This is a genomic window from Streptomyces sp. NPDC025721 (assembly GCF_055558595.1).
Genome location: NZ_JBVHMF010000007.1, coordinates 128,781 through 145,093, shown reverse-complemented (window position 1 = coordinate 145,093; position 16,313 = coordinate 128,781). Strand labels below are relative to the sequence as shown.

Annotated in this window: 17 protein-coding genes and 1 riboswitch; of the genes, 9 read left to right on the top strand and 8 right to left on the bottom strand. The window is 72.0% G+C overall.

What is annotated here, in order from left to right; translation table 11 throughout:
* The first annotated feature begins 4 nt into the window (after positions 1-4).
* A complete protein-coding gene (locus tag ACZ4EF_RS13095; protein ID WP_391045001.1) occupies positions 5-976 on the top strand; it encodes an ArsR/SmtB family transcription factor in 972 nt (323 codons plus the stop codon).
* Positions 977-1,003: 27 nt separating this feature from the next.
* Here the strand turns inward: ACZ4EF_RS13095 and ACZ4EF_RS13090 are convergent, their stop codons facing one another.
* Positions 1,004-2,251, bottom strand: a complete 1,248-nt coding sequence (locus ACZ4EF_RS13090) for a cation:proton antiporter (protein ID WP_467504313.1) — start codon at positions 2,249-2,251, stop codon at positions 1,004-1,006.
* 6 nt (positions 2,252-2,257) lie between these two features.
* On the bottom strand, positions 2,258-2,743 hold the full coding sequence (locus tag ACZ4EF_RS13085; RefSeq protein WP_188281150.1) for a cation:proton antiporter regulatory subunit: 486 nt from the start codon (positions 2,741-2,743) through the stop codon (positions 2,258-2,260).
* Positions 2,744-3,021: 278 nt separating this feature from the next.
* On the opposite strand from ACZ4EF_RS13085, the gene ACZ4EF_RS13080 reads away from it, so the two are divergent.
* Entirely contained in the window at positions 3,022-3,921 is a 900-nt protein-coding gene (locus ACZ4EF_RS13080; RefSeq protein WP_467504310.1) for an aminoglycoside phosphotransferase family protein, read from the top strand.
* Between the two features lie 158 nt (positions 3,922-4,079).
* Here the strand turns inward: ACZ4EF_RS13080 and katG are convergent, their stop codons facing one another.
* The gene (gene katG, locus ACZ4EF_RS13075; RefSeq protein ID WP_467504308.1) at positions 4,080-6,308 is read right to left on the bottom strand and encodes a catalase/peroxidase HPI; all 2,229 of its coding nucleotides are present in this window, start codon (positions 6,306-6,308) and stop codon (positions 4,080-4,082) included.
* A 391-nt stretch (positions 6,309-6,699) separates the two neighbouring features.
* Between katG and ACZ4EF_RS13070 the strand changes: the two genes are divergently transcribed.
* Positions 6,700-7,110, top strand: coding sequence for a Fur family transcriptional regulator (locus ACZ4EF_RS13070; RefSeq protein ID WP_391045013.1), 411 nt, complete (start codon positions 6,700-6,702; stop codon positions 7,108-7,110).
* A 32-nt stretch (positions 7,111-7,142) separates the two neighbouring features.
* Here ACZ4EF_RS13070 and ACZ4EF_RS13065 read toward each other — a convergent pair whose 3' ends face one another.
* The gene (locus ACZ4EF_RS13065; RefSeq protein ID WP_467504306.1) at positions 7,143-7,796 is read right to left on the bottom strand and encodes a TetR/AcrR family transcriptional regulator; all 654 of its coding nucleotides are present in this window, start codon (positions 7,794-7,796) and stop codon (positions 7,143-7,145) included.
* Between the two features lie 81 nt (positions 7,797-7,877).
* On the opposite strand from ACZ4EF_RS13065, the gene ACZ4EF_RS13060 reads away from it, so the two are divergent.
* On the top strand, positions 7,878-8,771 hold the full coding sequence (locus ACZ4EF_RS13060) for an NAD(P)H-binding protein (protein WP_467504304.1): 894 nt from the start codon (positions 7,878-7,880) through the stop codon (positions 8,769-8,771).
* 12 nt (positions 8,772-8,783) lie between these two features.
* Here the strand turns inward: ACZ4EF_RS13060 and ACZ4EF_RS13055 are convergent, their stop codons facing one another.
* Complete coding sequence (locus ACZ4EF_RS13055) at positions 8,784-9,857, bottom strand: alkene reductase (RefSeq protein WP_467504302.1); 1,074 nt, start codon at positions 9,855-9,857, stop codon at positions 8,784-8,786.
* 165 nt (positions 9,858-10,022) lie between these two features.
* On the opposite strand from ACZ4EF_RS13055, the gene ACZ4EF_RS13050 reads away from it, so the two are divergent.
* Entirely contained in the window at positions 10,023-10,442 is a 420-nt protein-coding gene (locus tag ACZ4EF_RS13050; RefSeq protein WP_391161936.1) for a MerR family transcriptional regulator, read from the top strand.
* On the opposite strand, the gene ACZ4EF_RS13045 is transcribed toward ACZ4EF_RS13050, so the two are convergent.
* Both ACZ4EF_RS13045 and cobF read right to left on the bottom strand, forming a co-directional pair.
* Positions 10,351-11,178, bottom strand: a complete 828-nt coding sequence (locus ACZ4EF_RS13045) for a cobalt-precorrin-6A reductase (protein WP_467504300.1) — start codon at positions 11,176-11,178, stop codon at positions 10,351-10,353. The genes ACZ4EF_RS13050 and ACZ4EF_RS13045 overlap by 92 nt on opposite strands.
* Positions 11,175-11,948 carry a precorrin-6A synthase (deacetylating) gene (gene cobF, locus ACZ4EF_RS13040; RefSeq protein WP_401311252.1) on the bottom strand — a complete coding sequence of 258 codons (774 nt, stop codon included), beginning with the start codon at positions 11,946-11,948 and terminating at the stop codon, positions 11,175-11,177. The genes ACZ4EF_RS13045 and cobF overlap by 4 nt, the downstream gene beginning before the upstream one ends.
* Positions 11,949-12,027: 79 nt before the next feature.
* Positions 12,028-12,151: riboswitch (cobalamin riboswitch) on the top strand.
* Positions 12,152-12,188: 37 nt separating this feature from the next.
* Between cobF and ACZ4EF_RS13035 the strand changes: the two genes are divergently transcribed.
* From ACZ4EF_RS13035 to nicT, 4 genes are all read left to right on the top strand, one after another.
* Positions 12,189-12,404, top strand: coding sequence for a CbtB domain-containing protein (locus ACZ4EF_RS13035; protein WP_391045033.1), 216 nt, complete (start codon positions 12,189-12,191; stop codon positions 12,402-12,404).
* Between the two features lie 42 nt (positions 12,405-12,446).
* A complete protein-coding gene (locus ACZ4EF_RS13030) occupies positions 12,447-13,310 on the top strand; it encodes a CbtA family protein (RefSeq protein ID WP_391161940.1) in 864 nt (287 codons plus the stop codon).
* Between the two features lie 4 nt (positions 13,311-13,314).
* Positions 13,315-14,133 (top strand): (2Fe-2S)-binding protein, encoded by an 819-nt coding sequence (locus ACZ4EF_RS13025; RefSeq protein WP_391045038.1) that lies wholly within the window; start codon positions 13,315-13,317, stop codon positions 14,131-14,133.
* A 103-nt stretch (positions 14,134-14,236) separates the two neighbouring features.
* Complete coding sequence (nicT, locus tag ACZ4EF_RS13020) at positions 14,237-15,379, top strand: Nickel transporter NicT (RefSeq protein WP_467504297.1); 1,143 nt, start codon at positions 14,237-14,239, stop codon at positions 15,377-15,379.
* A gap of 42 nt (positions 15,380-15,421) precedes the next feature.
* Here nicT and ACZ4EF_RS13015 read toward each other — a convergent pair whose 3' ends face one another.
* Positions 15,422-16,231, bottom strand: coding sequence for a putative protein N(5)-glutamine methyltransferase (locus ACZ4EF_RS13015; protein WP_467504295.1), 810 nt, complete (start codon positions 16,229-16,231; stop codon positions 15,422-15,424).
* Positions 16,232-16,313 lie beyond the last annotated feature (82 nt).

Genomic DNA, 16,313 nt, shown 5'->3' with positions numbered 1-16,313 from the left:
AACGATGGGCTGGTGGCTGGTCAACGCGGACACCCTCGCGGGAGGCCGTTTCGTCGTCTCCCCGCTGGCCGAGACCGTCGCGAGCCTGCTCGACCTGGCGGGCGGCACGGCCGCGCACCCCGGCGAGAGCGCGTGGCTGCGCGCCCACCGGTCCGCGTACCGGCGCCGCCTGGCCGAGGACCCGGTCGCCGCGCTGATCGTCGGGGCCGGATTCCGGCCGACCTGGATCGCGGACTTCCTCATCCCCCCGCCGCGGGCCGAGGGCGAGCCGTCGATCGAGGCGGAGCTGGACCGTATCCGTACGACCCCGGCCGACGTCGCCCGCGCCGACCTGGCGATATCGCTGGGCGGACCGCTGCCCGCCTGGCTGCCCGAGGCCGAAGTGCCCCGGCGGGCCGCGGATGTGATGCGGTGGGTGTGGACGGAGACGGTCCTGCCGTACTGGCCACGGCGGCGCCGCGTTCTCGAGGCCGACATCGTGGCGCGCACCCGGCAGTTGAGCCAGGGCGGCTGGACGGCGGCGCTGGACGACATGCGGCCGGGGATGCGCTGGCTGGGCGAGGGACGGCTCCAGATCAACGCGTACGACAATCCGCCGCGCGAGATCTCCGGGGCGCGGCTGCTGTTCGTGCCGGTCACCCCGCGCCGCAGCTGGGTCTCCTGGGACCGGCCGCACCGCTACGCCGTGATCTACCCGTGCGCGGGCGTACTGGCCGAGCCGGACCGGCCCTCGGCGCCGGACGCCCTGCGCGCGCTGCTCGGGCCGGGGCGCGCGGCCGTCCTCGTCCTCCTGGACTCCCCCAAGAGCACCACCCAACTGGTCGCGCTCACCGGCCAGGGACTCGGCTCCGTCGGCCGCCATCTGAAGGTGCTCTTCGACGCCGGTCTGATCCGGCGCCGTCGCGCGGGGCGGTCGGTGCTTTACTACCGGACGGACGCCGGGGAGGTGCTGGTGCGCGCCCAGCGACACGAGTGAGCCGTCGTCGCGGAGCGGGCGGGGCGCTCAGGAACGCGTGGCCGTCGTGTCGATCTGTTCCTCGGCCGGGCCGGGGGACGCGGCGGCGGCCGGGAGCGCGGCGCGGCGGCGCGCGTACGGGCCGATGGCCTCGGTGAGTTTGCGGGCGATGGGCTCGGTCCAGCGGGCGGTGAGCGGGCCGAGGACGACCAGGATCAGCACATACGCGGTGGCCAGCGGCCCGATCCGGGGCTCGACACCGACCGCGAGTCCCGCGATGACGATGGAGAACTCGCCGCGCGCGACCAGCGTGCCGCCCGCCCGCCACCGTCCGGCGGGCCGGATTCCGGCCCTGCGCGCCGCGTACCAGCCGGTGGCGATCTTGGTGAGGGTCGTGACGACGGCCAGGATCAGCGCGGGGACCAGGACCGGCGGGATGTCGGACGGGACGGTGCTCAGGCCGAAGAAGACGAAGAAGACCGCCGCGAACAGGTCCCGCAGCGGGGTCAGGAGATTGCGGGCGCCTTCGGCGACCTCACCGGAGAGCGCGATGCCGACCAGGAACGCGCCGACGGCGGCGGAGACCTGGAGCTGCTGGGCGACACCGGCCACCAGCAGCGTCAGGCCGAGCACGACCAGCAGCAGCATCTCGGGATTGTCGGAGGAGACGGCGCGGCTGATCAGCCGCCCGTGGCGCAGCGCCACGTACAGGACGATCCCGACCGTGCCGAGCGAGATCAGCAGAGTGAGGGTGCCGCCCGCGAGACTCACGCCCGCCAGCAGGGCGCTGAGAATCGGCAGATAGACCGCCATCGAGAGGTCTTCGAGGACCAGCACACCCAGAATGAGCGGGGTCTCACGGTTGCCGAGACGGCCGAGGTCCCCGAGGACCTTCGCGATCACACCCGACGAGGAGATCCACGTCACGCCCGCCAGCGCGACGGCCGCGACCGGACCCCAGCCCAGCAGCAGCGCGGCCACCGCGCCGGGTACGGCGTTGAGCGCGAAGTCCACCGCGCCCGAGGGGTACTGCGTTTTCAGATTCGTGACGAGTTCCGAAGCGCTGTACTCCAGGCCGAGCAGCAGGAGCAGCAGGACGACGCCGATCTCGGCGCCGGTGGCCACGAAGTCCTCACTGGCGTGCAGCGGGATGAGCCCGCCTTTGCCGAAGGCCAGCCCCGCGAGCAGATAGAGCGGGATCGGCGAGAAGCCGACACGTCCCGCGAGGCGGCCGAGGATGCCCAGGGCGAGAATGATCGCCCCGAGCTCGATGAGCATGTCGGTCGTGTCGTGCACAGGCTCTTATCCTCCTGTGATCAGTTCCGCGACGGCGTCCACACCTTCGCGGGTGCCGACGACGACAAGGATGTCGCCGACCGCGAAGCGGAAGTCGGGAGTGGGCGACGGCACGGCGGCCGTGCGGCGGAGCACGGCGACGATCGAGGCGCCGGTACGGGTACGGGCCTGCGTGTCGCCGAGCGTGCGGCCCGCGTACGGCGACCGTTTGCTCACCGTGATGTGCTCGGTGACCAGGTCGATCTCGAAGTGCTGGCGCAGGTGCGCGACCGGGTCGGGCGGGAGCAGTTCGGCGAGCGCGCTCACTTCGTGCGGCTCCAGGACCACGGCGTCCTTGCAGGCGTCGTCGTCCTCCGGGTCGTGGAACGCCAGGGTGCGCCGCCCGTCGTGGTGCACGACCACCGACAGGTGCCGACCGGCGTCGGTGGACACGTCGTAGCGGATGCCCACCCCCGGGAGCGGGGTCTTGCGCGCGTGGACGGTGTGCTGCATTGCGTGCTCCAAGGGGGACGGGACGTGTCGTGTGAACGGCGTCCGGGCCGACCGGTATTGGTCGGGCGGCGCGGCGCGTTCGCCGGGTCGGCGGCGACCGCGGCTCCTACCAGGGTCGCGGGCGGACCGACCGAGCCATAGTAAAGGAATGGCAAATGGATTGCGGGGGCGGGATCGGGCCCCCCTCGCCGGCCCCCGGCGGGGCGCCCGCGCGGCGGGCCGTCGAGGGGGGAAAAGCGGTTGACGGGAGCCGCCGCCGCGCGGTCGTATGACGCCCCATGACCACCCCGCCCATGCACCCTGACCTGCACCCCATCGACGCCGACCTCGTACGGCGGCTGGTGGCCGAACAGTTCCCCCGGTGGGCGGGGCTCGACGTGCGGCGGTTCCCGTCCGGCGGCACGGTCAACGCGATGTACCGGCTCGGCGACGACATGGTGGTCCGTCTGCCGCTCGTGGCGGGCGGGGCCGGGGACGTCGCGCTGGAGCAGGAGTGGCTGCCGCGGCTCGCGCCCCTGCTGCCCGCGGCCGTCCCCGAAGTCCTCGGCGCCGGGGAGCCCGCGCGGGGGTATCCGTGGCCGTGGTCGGTGTACCGGTGGCTGGACGGCGAACCGCCGGAGGCGGGGGCGCTGAGCGAACCCGTACGCCTGGCGGAGGACATCGCCGGATTCGTGCGGGCGATGCGGGACGTCACGCTGCCGGACCCGCCGCCCGCCTATCGCGGCGAACCGCTCGCCCACCACGACGCGTCGACCCGGTCGGCGATCGCGCGACTGCGCGGGATTCCGCAGGAGGGCGTCGACTGCGACGGCCTGACCGCCGTGTGGGAGGACGCCCTGCGCGCGCCCGACTGGGACGGGCCGCCGGTGTGGGTGCACTCCGATCTGATGCCGGGCAATTTGCTGGTGTCGGGGGGCCGGCTGACCGCGGTGATCGACTTCGGGTGCGCGGGCGTGGGCGATCCGGCCTGTGACCTGTTCCCCGCGTGGAATCTGCTGCCGCCCGACGCGCGGGAGGTCCTGCGCGGCGCGCTCGGCGTCGACGACGCGACGTGGAGGCGCGGGCGGGGCCGGGCGCTCTCCCAGGCGGTGAACGCGCTGCCGTACTACCGCGAGACGAATCCGACGATGGCACGTAACGCCCGGCATGTGATCCGCGCGGTGCTCGCCCAGGACTGAGCCCCCGGGCCGCTGGGCGCCTGGGCACCCGGCGGCCGAAAGGGCCCCGCACACAGCGACGTCCGGGGCGGCTTCTGCGAGCCGCCCCGGACGTCGTGGCCGGGATGTGCGTCAGACGCGGTCAGGCGTCCTCACGCGGTGCCCCGGAGGCACCGTTCTCAGACCAGGTCGAACCGGTCGAGGTCCATGACCTTGGCCCACGCCGCGACGAAGTCGTTGACGAACTTCTCCTTCGCGTCGTCGCTCGCGTAGACCTCCGCCAGGGCGCGCAGCTCGGAGTTCGAGCCGAAGACCAGGTCGGCGCGGGTGCCGGTCCACTTGACCGCGCCGGAGGCGTCGCGGCCCTCGAAGGTGTTCGCGTCCTCGGACGTCGCGCTCCACGTCGTGCCCAGGTCGAGCAGGTTGACGTAGAAGTCGTTGGTCAGCGTGCCGGGGGTCTCGGTGAGGGCGCCGAGGGCGGACTGCTGGTAGTTGGCGCCCAGGACGCGCAGGCCGCCGACGAGGACGGTCAGCTCGGGGGCGCTCAGGTTCAGCAGGTTCGCCTTGTCGATCAGCAGGTACTCGGCGGGCAGCCGGTTGGCCTTGCCGAGGTAGTTGCGGAATCCGTCGGCGGTCGGCTCCAGGGCGCTGAACGACTCGACGTCGGTCTGCTCCTGGGTCGCGTCCACGCGGCCCTGCGTGAACGGCACCTGAATGTCGAACCCGGCCGCCTTGGCGGCCTGCTCGACGCCGACGCCACCGGCCAGCACGATCAGGTCGGCGAAGGAGATCCCCTTACCGCCGCTCTGGGCGGCGTTGAAGGACTCCTGGACACCTTCCAGGGTGCGCAGCACGGTCGCCAACCGGTCGGGCTCGTTGACCTCCCAGCCGATCTGCGGCTGGAGACGGACGCGCGCGCCGTTGGCGCCGCCGCGCTTGTCGCTGCCGCGGAAGGACGAGGCCGAGGCCCACGCGGTGGAGACGAGCTGGGCCACCGACAGCCCGGAGCCGAGGATCTGGCTCTTGAGGGCGGCGAGGTCGGAGGCGTCGAGCGCCTCGTGGGTGGCGGCGGGCAGCGGGTCCTGCCACAGCAGCACCTCGGAGGGGACCTCGGGACCGAGGTAGCGCACGACCGGGCCCATGTCGCGGTGGGTCAGCTTGTACCAGGCGCGGGCGAAGGCGTCCGCGAACTCGGCGGGGTTCTCGAAGAAGCGCCGCGAGATCTGCTCGTACGCCGGGTCGACCCGCAGCGCGAGGTCGGTGGTGAGCATCGTCGGGGCGTGGCTCTTGGACGCGTCGTGCGCGTCCGGTACGGTGCCGGCGCCCGCGCCCTCCTTCGGCCGCCACTGGTTGGCGCCCGCGGGGCTCTGGAACAGCTCCCACTCGTAGCCGAAGAGGATCTCGAAGAAGCTGTTGTCCCAGGCGGTCGGGGTGTTGGTCCAGATGCCCTCGAGACCGCTGGTGATCGCGTCGCCGCCCTTGCCGGTGCCGTAGCTGTTCTTCCAGCCGAGGCCCTGCTGCTCGACGGAGGCGGCCTCGGGGTCGTCGCCGACGCTGTCGGCCGGGCCCGCGCCGTGGGTCTTGCCGAAGGTGTGGCCGCCCGCGATCAGCGCGACGGTCTCCTCGTCGTTCATCGCCATCCGGCGGAAGGTCTCACGGATGTCGCGGGCCGCGGCCAGCGGGTCGGGCGTTCCGTTGGGGCCCTCGGGGTTGACGTAGATCAGGCCCATCTGGACGGCGCCGAGCGGGTTCTCCAGCTCGCGGTCGCCCGTGTAGCGCTCGTCGCCGAGCCAGGTGGTCTCGGGGCCCCAGTAGACGTCCTCGTCGGGCTCCCAGACGTCCGCGCGACCGCCGCCGAAGCCGAAGGTCTCGAAGCCCATCTGCTCCAGGGCGACATTGCCGGTGAGGATCATCAGGTCGGCCCAGGACAGGCTCTGGCCGTACTTCTTCTTGACCGGCCACAGCAGACGGCGGGCCTTGTCCAGGTTGGCGTTGTCCGGCCAACTGTTGAGCGGGGCGAAGCGCTGCTGGCCCGCGCCGCCGCCGCCGCGGCCGTCGCTGATGCGGTACGTGCCCGCGCTGTGCCACGCCATACGGATCATGAAGGGGCCGTAGTTGCCGAAGTCGGCGGGCCACCAGTCCTGGGAGCTGGTCAGCACCTGCGCGATGTCCTGCTTGACCGCCGCGAGGTCGAGGGTCTTGAACGCCTCGGCGTAGTCGAAGTCCTCGCCGAGCGGGTTGGCCACGGCGGGGTTCTTGGCAAGGATCTTCAAATTGAGCCGCTCGGGCCACCACTGGCGGTTTCCGCCGCCCTGAGTCGGGTGCGGCGCGCGTCCGTGCGCGACCGGGCAGCCACCCCCGCCCTCCGCCTTCGCGTCAGTGACGATTGCATCATGGTTCTCAGACATGGGAATCCTTCCGGACCAGGCGGATCACGGTGCTCAGGAACTGCGGGGAAATGGAACAGTCGGGGCGCTCGGCCCCGGGAGACGACCGCGGTTCGTCGAGCGACAAGTCGAACGACGAGCCAGGGTCATCGGACACGGTCGGGCGGGCGGTGGCCGTGACGCGGGCGGTCCCCACCCTCAGGCCGACGCCGCGCGACTTCACGGCGGTGGTCCCGTCACGTCTCCGTCTCCTGCCCTACTGGGGGCTTCCTGTCCCTTGGTTATCGCCGGAACCGATCCTACGATGGACTGTGTCCAAGTCAAGAAGCGGGCCAAGCTCATATCCCATCAGACTCCGGACGCCCATGAGTAAACTTCGGGCATCCCGCCGAACCTGAATAGGTGAACCGACATGAGTGACCTGCTGGAGCGGCTGCGCGGACGCGGCTGGCGGATGACCTCCCAGCGGCGCGTCGTCGCCGAGGTTCTCGACGGCGACCACGTCCACCTGACGGCCGACGAGGTGCACGCCCGCGCGGCCGGGCGGCTGCCGGAGATCTCGCGGGCCACCGTCTACAACACCCTGGGCGAGATGGTCGCGCTCGGCGAGGTCATCGAGGTCTCCACCGACGGCCGCGCCAAGCGGTACGACCCGAACGCGCACCACGCCCACCAGCACCTGGTGTGCTCGCGCTGCGGCACGATCCGGGACGTCCACCCGACCGGCGACCCGCTGGCGGACCTGCCGCCCGAGGAGCGCTTCGGTTTCAGCGTCTCGGCGTTCGAGGTCACCTACCGGGGCGTGTGCCCGTCCTGCGCGTGAGGACCGCGCCTCAGCGCGGACGCCGGTAGCCGTCAGTCCTCGGTGGCGGGCAGCGCCGTCGCGACCACCCGGCGGATGGCGGGCAGGTCGACGCTCGCGGCGAGCGCGTCGTCCTCCGGCATGCCCGTGGTCGCGTCCTCGACGTTGAGCAGGGTGCGGAAGACGCGCGGCAGCACGGTGCGGCCGAGCAGGTCCTCGGCGAGGGCGGCGCCGTCCTCGGGTCCCATGCCGTAGTGCTCGACGAGATACGCGGCCAGCCGTTCGTGGGTGGTGGCGAACATGGCGTCGAAGTACGCGCGCGAACTGGCGGGCAGCCACGCGGCGGCGGCGATGCTCAGCCGACAGGTGCGCACCTGCGACTCCCACGTCATGAGCTGGAGGAACCGCCCGCAGAACAGGGTGACGGCTTCCGCGGGGTCCGCGGAGTACGCGTCGGGCGTCCGCAGCCTGCCGAGGTAGAGCTCGCGGACGAGTCCGAGGACGGCGAGGAACAGCTTCTCCTTGTTCTCGAAGTGCGCGTACAGCGACCGCTTGGACGTCCCGGCGCGGGAGGCGACGGCGTCCATCGAGGCGCGCTCGTACCCGGCCTCGAGAAACACGTCCTTGGCCATGAACAGGATGTGGCGCCGCAACTCCTCGCCCCGTCGCTGCTCCCCGCGCTGTCGCGGCCCGCCTTCTTCGGTCATCGGCTTGCATCCTCAAAAGTAAACGGTACGGTAGAGTTTACTTGTTCGGGCGACCTTTTCCCATGCCGCTGGAGTGAACTCATGATCGTCATCACCGCACCTACCGGAAATATCGGACACCAGGTGGTCGACCGCGTCCTCGCCGCCGACGAGCCGGTCCGCGTCGTCGTCCGCGACCCCGCCCGGCTGAGCGCCGGCGTCCGCGAGCGCGCGGAGGTGGTCCAGGGCTCGCACGGCGACCCCGAGGCCGTGGCCCGCGCCCTCGACGGCGCCGACGCGCTGTTCTGGCTGCCGCCGCCCAACCCCCACGCGGCCACCCTAGACGAGGTGTACTCCGACTTCGCCCGGCCCGCCGTCGAGGCGATCCGCGCCTACGGCGTCAAGCACGTCGTCAGCGTCAGCTCCCTGGGCCGCGGCACCGCGTACGCGGACCGGGCCGGGCATGTGACCGCCACGCTGGCCCTGGACGACCGGCTCGCGGAGACCGGCGCGGCCTTCCGGTCCCTGAATCTGCCCAGCTTCATGGACAATCTGCTCCGCCAGGCCCAAGTGATCAAGGAGCAGGGCGTGTTCTTCAACGCGCTCTCCCCCGACCGCGCGATGCCCACGGTGGCCACCCGCGACATCGCCGCCATCGCCGCCCGCCTGCTGCTCGACCCCTCGTGGAGCGGCCGGGAGGACGTACCGCTGCTCGGTCCCGAGGACCTGTCGCAGAATGACACGGCCGCCGTGATCGCCGACGCCCTCGGCTTCCCGGTCCGCTACCAGCAGGTCCCGGCGGGGCCGTTCAAGGAGCGGTTCCTCGGCGCGGGCATGTCCGAGGCCATCGCCCAGGGCATGCTGGACATGGCGATCGCCAAGGACGGCGGCCTCGACAACGGGATCACCCGCACTCCGCAGCACGCCGTCGACACCCCCACCACGCTCCGGCAGTGGTGCGAGGACGTCCTCAGGCCCGCGGTCGAGGCCGCCTGACCGACCAGGGTCTCAGGCCGCGTACTGGTGGGAGGAGTACGTGAGATAGCCCGCGTCGCCGCCCTGGTAGTACGTGGCCTCGTCGACAGGGGCCAGCGGCAGGCCGACACGCAGCCGCTCGACCAGGTCGGGGTTGGCGATGAAGCCGCGGCCGAAGCTGATCAGGTCGGCGCCCAGCGCGAGCCAGTGGTCGGCGTCATCCCGGCCCGTCTGCTTGGGGCCCATCGGCAGCACGGGGTTCATGATGAGGGTGCCGGGCCACGCCCGGCGCAGAGCGGTCAGCACCTCCTCGTCGGCGGTCGCCTCCAGGTGGACGTACGCCGGTGAGAGCGCCGCCAGTTCGGTGAGCAGCGCCGCGTACAGCTCCGGTACGTCGTCCTCCCGAACGCCCCAGAAGGTGGCGCCCGGCGAGAGCCGGATGCCGGTTCGGTCCGCGCCGACGGCCTCGACGGTGGCGGCGACCGCCTCGACGGCGAAGCGGATCCGGTTCACGACCGAGCCGCCGTACCCGTCGGTGCGCAGGTTGGCGTTGGACGAGAGGAACTGCGAGATCAGATAGCCGTTGGCGCCGTGCAGTTCCACCCCGTCGAACCCGGCGTCGACCGCGCGGCGGGCGGCGTCGCCGTACGACCGCGCGTGGTCGGGGATCTCGGCGGTCTCCAGGGCGCGGGGCGTCGGGGCGGGCTGCGGGCCGGTCGGGGTGAACACCTCTCCCACGGCGGCGACGGCCGAGGGCCCGACCGGCAGCGTCCCGATGGTGTCGGGGTGCGAGACCCGGCCGCCGTGCATGATCTGGGCGAAGATCCGGCCGCCGCTGGCGTGCACGGCGTCGGTCACCGGACGCCACGCGGCGGTCTGCTCGTCGGTGTGCAGTCCCGGCGTGCCCGGGTTGGACTGCCCGATCGCGCTCGGCTGCACGCCCTCGCTGACGATCAGCCCGGCGGTCGCCCGCTGGGCGTAATAGGCCGCCATCGACGGTGTCGCCAGCCCGCCCGCCGCGGCCCTGACCCGGGTCATCGGGGCCATGACCAGCCGGTTGGGCAGGGTCAGACCGCCGAGCCGGTAGCTGGTGAAGAGGTTCGTCACGTCGGGCTCCTTCATGCGTAGCGCGTCACTTCCGTATCGCCCGGTCTCCCGGACGCGACTGCTACGCTAAAACCTGACATTGACGTCAGAGGCAAGCTCTGTGACGCAGACCATAGCCCGCCCGGGAGCCACCGCCCGGGCGGTGGGAACAGCCGGGAGGACATCGTGCGGATCGGGGAACTCGCGGCGCGGGCCGGGGTCAGCGTGCGGTCCGTGCGCTACTACGAGGAGCAGGGGCTGCTCACCAGCGTGCGCAGCGGCAGCGGGCAGCGGCACTACACGGACGAGGAGGTCGAGCGCGTCGCCTTCATCCAGCGCCTCTACGCGGCGGGCCTGTCCAGCCGCACCATCGCCGAACTGCTCCCCTGCGTCGACTCCCCCAGCGAGGAGAACTCCGACGCCGCCCTCGACCGGATGGCCCTGGAGCGCGACCGCCTCTCGGCCCATATCGACGACCTCGTCCGCACCCGCGACACCCTCGACGCCCTGATGGTCACGGCGCGGACCCACCGTGACCAGGTCCTCGCGGGGACGGCCACCCCCATGGAGGCGGCCAGGTCCTGCGTGGGGCACGCAGCAGGCTGACGGCCTCCGCGGGGGTCGCGACGACGGGGACGGACTCCGGCGGGGGCGGGCGGCGGACGATCAGGACGGGGATGCCCGCCTCACGGGCCGCCGTGAGTTTGGGGGCGGTCGCGGCGCCGCCGCTGTCCTTGGTGACCAGGACGTCGATCCGGTGCTCGCGCAGCAGCGCCCGTTCGGACTCCGCCGTGAACGGGCCGCGGGCCAGCAGGACATGGACGTGCGGGGGAAGCGGCGGGTCCGGTGGGTCGACCGAGCGTGCCAGCAGGAATGTGGCGGACGCCGCGGCGAAGGCCGCGAGGTCGCCGCGCCCCGTGGTCAGGAAGGGACGGCTCCCGAGGCCCGGCAGCAGGGCCGCCGCGTCCGCGACGGAGTCCGCCCAGTGCCAGCGGTCGCCGGGACCGGCGGCCCAGCCCGGCCGGCGCAGCACGAGCAGCGGCAGGCGTACGGCGCGGGCCGCCTCGGCAGCGTGGGCGCTGATGACGGCGGCGAAGGGATGCGTGGCGTCGACCACCGCGTCCACCCGTTCCTCGCGCAGCCAGCGGGCCAGCCCGTCCGCTCCCCCGAAGCCGCCGATCCTGACCCGGCCGTCCGGCAGCCGGGGCTCCGCGACCCGCCCGGCCAGCGAACTCGTCGTCACCAACCCCGGATCGGCCGCGAGCAGCTCCGCGAGCCGCCGGGCCTCCCCCGTACCGCCGAGGATCAGCACATGCCTCGACTCCGCGCCGGGCGGGGTCACTTGGGGACGCCGCGCCGCAGCAGATACGTGTCCATGATCCAGCCCTTGCGCGCCCTGGCCCGCGCCCGTACGTCGCTGATCCGTTGCGCGAGGGCGTCGTCCAGCGGTCCGGACAGCAGGATCTCGTCGGGCGTGCCGAGATACGCGCCCCAGTAGATCTCCAGCCCCTGGCCGGTGAAGCGCCCGAAGGTCTGGTGGGCGTCCAGCATCACCACCACGTCGTCCACCCCGTCCGGCAGCCCGCCGTCGGCGAGCCTGCGCCCGGTGGTGATCTGCACCGGCCGCCCGACCTGGTTGAGGCCCGTGCGGTGCTTGGCGGCCAGCGACGAGACGCTGCTGACGCCGGGCACGACCGTCCACTCGAACGCGGCGCTCCCCCGGCCGTGCACCTCTTCGAGGATGCCCAACGTGCTGTCGTACAGGGCCGGATCGCCCCAGACGAGGAACGCCCCGCAGCCGTCGTCCGGCAGTTCCCCGGCGATCAGCCGCTCGTAGATGTCGGCGCGGCGCCGTCGCCAGTCGTCAACCGCGTTCGCGTAGCCGGGAGTTGTCCGTTCCCGGTCGCGCTCCGGGTCGCGCGCGACGACCACGCGGTGCGGCCGTACGGCGTGCCGTCGCAGGATCTCCTCGCGCAGCGCGACCAGATCGGCCTTCTCCTCGCCCTTGTCGAGCAGGAAGAACACCTCGGTGCGGCCGATCGCCCGCACGGCCTGGAGGGTGAGCTGGTCCGGGTCGCCCGCCCCGATACCGATGACGAAGATCTGTTTCACGGTCCGGAGTCTCGCACAGCGGTCAGGGGCGTATGTCACAACGTCGCAGGCCCGATTGACGTGCCTGTTCGACAGCCCCTACGCTCAATTACGTGATGGCGTGAGGAAGCTGGTGAAAATCCAGCACGGTCGCGCCACTGTGTAGCCGGTCATCGAGGAGGTGGCCGGTGAGTCAGATACTCCGCCGTCACAACGCCCCATTCGATCGAGGGACGCCGAATCCCTGAAGGAGGCCCACCCGTGAGCTCTGTGTCCGCTCCCACCACCACCGCCACACCGGTTGTCCTGCCGGTCTCGAAGGCCGTGATGTGGCTGGTAGGCACCGCGATCCTGGCTTTCGCCGTCTACTACTTCATCGGTGTCGACCAGGGCGCGGTCAGCGTCTTCGGCAAGGACACCCACATCCACGAGTTCGTCCACGACGCCCGGCACTTCCTCGGTTTCCCCTGCCACTGAGTTCGCGCCGACGGAGCCGACAGAACAGACGGACAATTCGACATGGAAAAGAAACTCATCCTGCGCGGCATAGTCGTCGGCGCAGTCGCAGGGCTGCTCGCATTCCTCTTCGCGCGGATCTTCGCGGAGCCGGACATCAGTAAAGCGATCGACTACGAGAGCGGCAGGGACGACGCGCAGGCCGCGCTCGACAAAGCCGCCGGGCTGCCGATGGAGCACGCGGGGCACGAGCTGTTCAGCCGCACCGTCCAGGCGGACGTGGGCATCGGCGTCGGCATGATCTTCTTCGGCATGGCCATGGGCGCGCTCTTCGCGGTCGCCTACGCGGTCTGCCTGGGACGCGTCGGCAATCTGCGGGCGCGCAATCTCGCGCTGCTGGTCGCGGGCGGCGGATTCCTCGGCATCTACCTGGTGCCGTTCCTCAAGTACCCGGCGAATCCGCCCGCCATCGGGCACGAGGACACCATCAAGGACCGCACCGGGCTCTATCTGGTGATGGTCGTGTGTTCGCTGGCCTTTCTGGTCGGCGCGGCACTGCTCGGCAGAAGACTCCAGGCCCGGTTCGGGAACTGGAACGCGACCCTGCTCGCCGGTGCCGCCTTCGTCGTCGCGATCGGCGTGGTGATGGCGCTGCTGCCGCAACTGGGCCACCTGGCGTACAACAAGGAGAATTTCGGCAACCACGCGACGGAGACGCCGCTGCCGCTCACCGACGACAAGGGCCGGATCGTCTATCCGGGTTTCCCCGCCGATGTGCTGTTCTCCTTCCGCTTCTACTCGGTGGCCGCGCAGCTCCTGCTGTGGACGGTGATCGGGCTGGCCTTCGGCCCGTTGGCCGAGCGGGTGCTCGCCTCGCGCACCGCCCCCGCCGCGCAGACCGGCAGGACGGACCCGGTCAGCGCGTGAACCGATGAACGACGACGCGCCGCCGCCGTCCGAGCCGCCCGCCGAGGCGTCCCGGACGGCGGATCTCGCGGCCCTCGGCCCGTTCTTCGCCGCCGAGGGGCACCGCGCCGGTTCCGATACCGGCGTCCCCTGGCGGTCGATGGCCGAGCTGGCCGACGGCGGACCCGCGCTCGGCGACCGGGTGGCGGGCGTCAGGCGGTATCTCGCGGCGGCGGGCGGCCGGGAGGCGGAGGCCGTGGAACCGCGGGTCGCCGCGTCCGTGGCCCACCTCGGCCTGGTCGCCCGGGTGCTGTCGCCGACGCTGGCCCTCGCGGTCCTGCGCGGCGAGGTCACGCCGGGCCTGCGGCTCGCCGATCTGCGCTGGCAGCCGGTCCTGGGCGGCCCCTTCCCGCTGTCGCTGCCGCACACGCCTCAGGACACCGGCCAGGACACGGCTCCCGGCGCGCCCGCGGGAGGGGAGGCCCTGGCCGCCGCCCTCGCCCGCCATCTGCTCGACGGGCCGGTGCGCGAACTGGCCGACGCCTTCACGCCCTTCAAGGTGTCCCCGCACATCCTGTGGGGCAACAGCGCCTCCGCGCTGAACGGCGCCGCCGGGATGCTCGCCGCGGCGCGCCCCGCCGACGCCGGGCGCGTACGGTCGCTGGCCGCCCTGCTGCTGGACCGGCCGCCGCTGCGCGGTACGAGCACGGGGGCGCGTACGGGCGCACCGGGCGCGCCTTTCCGCCGGCGCAGTTGCTGCCTGATCTACCGGGCCGCGCCGGGGGGCGCGGGCGGGCTCTGCGGCGACTGCGTCCTCGCGCCGGTGGTACCGGCACCCCGCTGAGCTTGGGGCAGGCCAGGGTGGGCATCCTTATTGCCAGTACCTTGCAACAAGGACAGAGGTGCGTCTAGCTTGGCTTCGCCCGCTTCGACAAAGGACTGATGAAATGACCACCGCCACGTCTCCGGACGCACCGGCACCACCAGGGTCCCGCTGGCGCCGCATCGCCGGCTCGATGACCCGCGCCGAGTGGACGAGGGTCGGCGGCATGTTCGCCTTCATCCTCGCCCTGCACATCATCGGCTGGTTCACGCTGGTGGCGATCGTGGCCCCCGAGCACTACAGCCTCGGCACCAAGTCCTTCGGCATCGGCATCGGCGTCACCGCGTACACCCTCGGCATGCGGCACGCGTTCGACGCCGACCACATCGCGGCGATCGACAACACCACGCGCAAGCTGATGGGCGAGGGCAAGCGGCCCCTGTCGGTGGGCTTCTGGTTCTCGCTGGGCCACTCCAGCATCGTCTTCGGCCTGGCCTTCCTGCTCTCGCTCGGCGTCAAGGCGCTCGCCAATCCCGTCGAGGACGACAACTCCCAGCTCCACAACGTCACCGGCTGGATCGGCACCACCGTCTCCGGCACCTTCCTGTACGTCATCGCCTTCATCAACCTGGTGATCCTGGCCGGAATCTGGAAGGTCTTCCGGCAGATGCGCGAGGGCCACTTCGACGAGGCGGCGCTGGAGGAGCAGCTCAACAACCGCGGTTTCATGAACCGGTTGCTGGGCCGGGTCATGAAGTCGATCACCAAGCCGTGGCAGATGTACCCGCTGGGCCTGCTCTTCGGCCTCGGCTTCGACACCGCCACCGAGATCGCGCTGCTGGTGCTCGCGGGCTCCGGCGCGGCGTCCGGGCTGCCCTGGTACGCGATCCTCTGCCTGCCGGTGCTCTTCGCCGCGGGCATGTCGCTGCTGGACACCATCGACGGCTCGTTCATGAACTTCGCCTACGAGTGGGCGTTCTCCAAGCCGGTCCGCAAGGTCTACTACAACCTGACCATCACCGGCCTGTCCGTCGCCGTCGCCCTCATCATCGGCACCGTCGAACTCCTCGGCCTGGTCGCGGACAAGGCGGGATTCCACGGCGCCTTCTGGGACTGGGTCGGCGGGATCGACCTCAACATCGTCGGCTACGTCATCGTGGGCCTGTTCTTCGCCACCTGGGCCGTCGCCTTCGCCGTCTGGCGGTTCGGCAACATCGAGGAGAAGTGGTCGGCGGGCCTGCGCACCGCCGACCAGCAGGCCGACTGACCGGCGGCCAGCCCACGGCCCACGACGCGTCCGGGGCGGGCCCTAACCGCCCGCCCCGAGCGGCGGCCGGGTGCCGACGACGACGGTCGCGTACAGCTCGTCCGAGTCGGTGACGTGCGCGCGGAGCCCGGCGGCGGTGAAGAGGCCGACCGCCCGCCGGGCCTGCCGCTCGCTCGACTCGACCAGCAGGGAACCGCCGGGGGCGAGCCAGTCGGTGGCCCGCGCGGCGACACGGCGCATGACGTCGAGGCCGTCGGCGCCTCCGTCGAGCGCCATCAGGGCCTCGTGGTCGCGGGCCTCGGGCGGCAGGAGGCCGACCTCGTCGCTGGGTACGTAGGGGACGTTGGCGGCCAGCAGCCCGACCCGTCCGCGCAGGTCGGCCGGGAGCGGCGCGAAGAGGTCACCCTCGTACACCCGCCCGCCGACGCGGGCCACATTGCGGCGGGCGCAGCGCACCGCGGCCGGGTCGAGGTCGGCGGCGTGCAGTTCTACGCCGCCGCCGAGCGCGCTGGCCAGGGCGACGCCGACGGCCCCCGAGCCGCAGCACAGATCCAGGACGACGGCGCCGGGCGCGGCGAGCCCGGCCGCGACCTGGACGAGGAATTCGGTACGGCGGCGCGGTACGAAGACGCCGGGGTCCACGGCGAACCGCTGTCCGGCGAACTCGGCCCAGCCGAGGACGTGTTCGAGCGGCAGACCGTCCGCGCGGCGCGCGACCATCGCGGTGAGTTCTTCGGGGGTCCCGGCCGCCGCGATGAGCAGCCGCGCCTCGTCCTCGGCGAAGACGCAGCCCGCCGCCCTGAGCGCGGCGACGACGGTGGATTCGGGCGACGGTGCGGTGAAGTCCGACATGTAGAGCCTTTCGGGAAGCCCACGGGCACTCCCCCGGCCTCACCTACGTCGGAGAGACCGCTCGGCCGTACGGCGGGAGCAC

Coding starts and splice junctions, on each gene's coding strand:
- ACZ4EF_RS13095 (WP_391045001.1), top strand. CDS start 5: ATGGGCTGGTGGCTGGTCAACGCGGACACCCTCGCGGGAGGCCGTTTC.
- ACZ4EF_RS13085 (WP_188281150.1), bottom strand. CDS start 2,743: ATGCAGCACACCGTCCACGCGCGCAAGACCCCGCTCCCGGGGGTGGGC.
- ACZ4EF_RS13080 (WP_467504310.1), top strand. CDS start 3,022: ATGACCACCCCGCCCATGCACCCTGACCTGCACCCCATCGACGCCGAC.
- katG (WP_467504308.1), bottom strand. CDS start 6,308: ATGTCTGAGAACCATGATGCAATCGTCACTGACGCGAAGGCGGAGGGC.
- ACZ4EF_RS13070 (WP_391045013.1), top strand. CDS start 6,700: ATGAGTGACCTGCTGGAGCGGCTGCGCGGACGCGGCTGGCGGATGACC.
- ACZ4EF_RS13065 (WP_467504306.1), bottom strand. CDS start 7,796: ATGACCGAAGAAGGCGGGCCGCGACAGCGCGGGGAGCAGCGACGGGGC.
- ACZ4EF_RS13060 (WP_467504304.1), top strand. CDS start 7,878: ATGATCGTCATCACCGCACCTACCGGAAATATCGGACACCAGGTGGTC.
- ACZ4EF_RS13030 (WP_391161940.1), top strand. CDS start 12,447: ATGGAAAAGAAACTCATCCTGCGCGGCATAGTCGTCGGCGCAGTCGCA.
- ACZ4EF_RS13025 (WP_391045038.1), top strand. CDS start 13,315: ATGAACGACGACGCGCCGCCGCCGTCCGAGCCGCCCGCCGAGGCGTCC.
- nicT (WP_467504297.1), top strand. CDS start 14,237: ATGACCACCGCCACGTCTCCGGACGCACCGGCACCACCAGGGTCCCGC.
- ACZ4EF_RS13015 (WP_467504295.1), bottom strand. CDS start 16,231: ATGTCGGACTTCACCGCACCGTCGCCCGAATCCACCGTCGTCGCCGCG.